The organism is Kitasatospora nipponensis (genome assembly GCF_039528135.1).
In the GTDB taxonomy this organism is placed as follows: domain Bacteria; phylum Actinomycetota; class Actinomycetes; order Streptomycetales; family Streptomycetaceae; genus Kitasatospora; species Kitasatospora nipponensis.
In genome coordinates this window covers 1-807 of record NZ_BAAALF010000632.1, presented here as the reverse complement: position 1 = coordinate 807, position 807 = coordinate 1, and the positions used below count along the sequence as shown (strand labels likewise).

General features: G+C 78.6%; 2 protein-coding genes. One reads left to right on the top strand and one right to left on the bottom strand.

The features are described 5' to 3' along the window. On the bottom strand, positions 1 to 242 hold a 242-nt coding region (locus ABD323_RS42385; protein WP_344447386.1), incomplete at its 3' end, for a helix-turn-helix domain-containing protein. A gap of 199 nt (positions 243 to 441) precedes the next feature. Here ABD323_RS42385 and ABD323_RS42380 point away from each other — a divergent pair. After that, positions 442 to 807, top strand: a 366-nt coding sequence (locus tag ABD323_RS42380; protein WP_344447385.1) for a helix-turn-helix domain-containing protein, incomplete at its 3' end; no start/stop codon positions are given.

The following is an 807-nucleotide window of genomic DNA, read 5'->3' as shown; positions in this document are numbered from 1 at the left end:
CGCTGGGCGGTGGCCGCGCGCTCGAACCGCTCGCGGGCCGCGCCGGCCAGCCCCAGCGAGCCCGCCAGCGCCGCCACCGACCGGCGCTGCGGCACCCGCGCCCGGCCCCGCTCCAGGTCGCGCACGGCCCGCGCGCTCATCGCCGCGGCCTCGGCGAGCGACTCCTGGGTCAGGCCGGCCGCCCGGCGATGTCGCCGCAGCAACTCGCCGAACCGCACGTCATCGCGGCCTTCCGTTCCCATCAGCGCCTCCCCTGCTCGGGCCGGCCGCAGTCGGCCGCACTCCACACACGTCGCGCGGCGCCCCCGGGTTGCATGCACTTTCGATGATCCGCGTAGCCTCTCCGTTACCGAACGTTCAGGGTCGACGGGGAAGATCGAGCCGCCGCGGCACGCCGCAGCACGCCACGGGGGTCAGCGAGAGGCGAGGTGACCTTCCACCGTGCATGCTCAGCGACAGCAACCGGCTCCGACGGCCTCGGAGTTCGGCCGCCAACTGATGGCCCGGGGGAGGGCCGCCGGGCTCACCCAGAGTGAGCTGGCGGCCCGCTCGGGGGTCAGCGTGCGGGCCATCAGCGAGCTGGAGACCGGACGGAGCCGGGCACCGCAGCGGCGCTCCGCCCAGGCGCTGGCCGCCGCCCTCGCGCTGCTCCCGGCCGACCGGGAGGTGCTGCTGCGGGCGGCGGTGGCCGGGCGCAGCCGCCCGCGCCGCACGGATCCGGCCCGCACCGCGCCGACCCCGCCCGAGCCGCCGCACGCCCCGCCCACCCGCACGCCCCTGCTGCGCTCCCCGCTGGCGGGCGCGGCC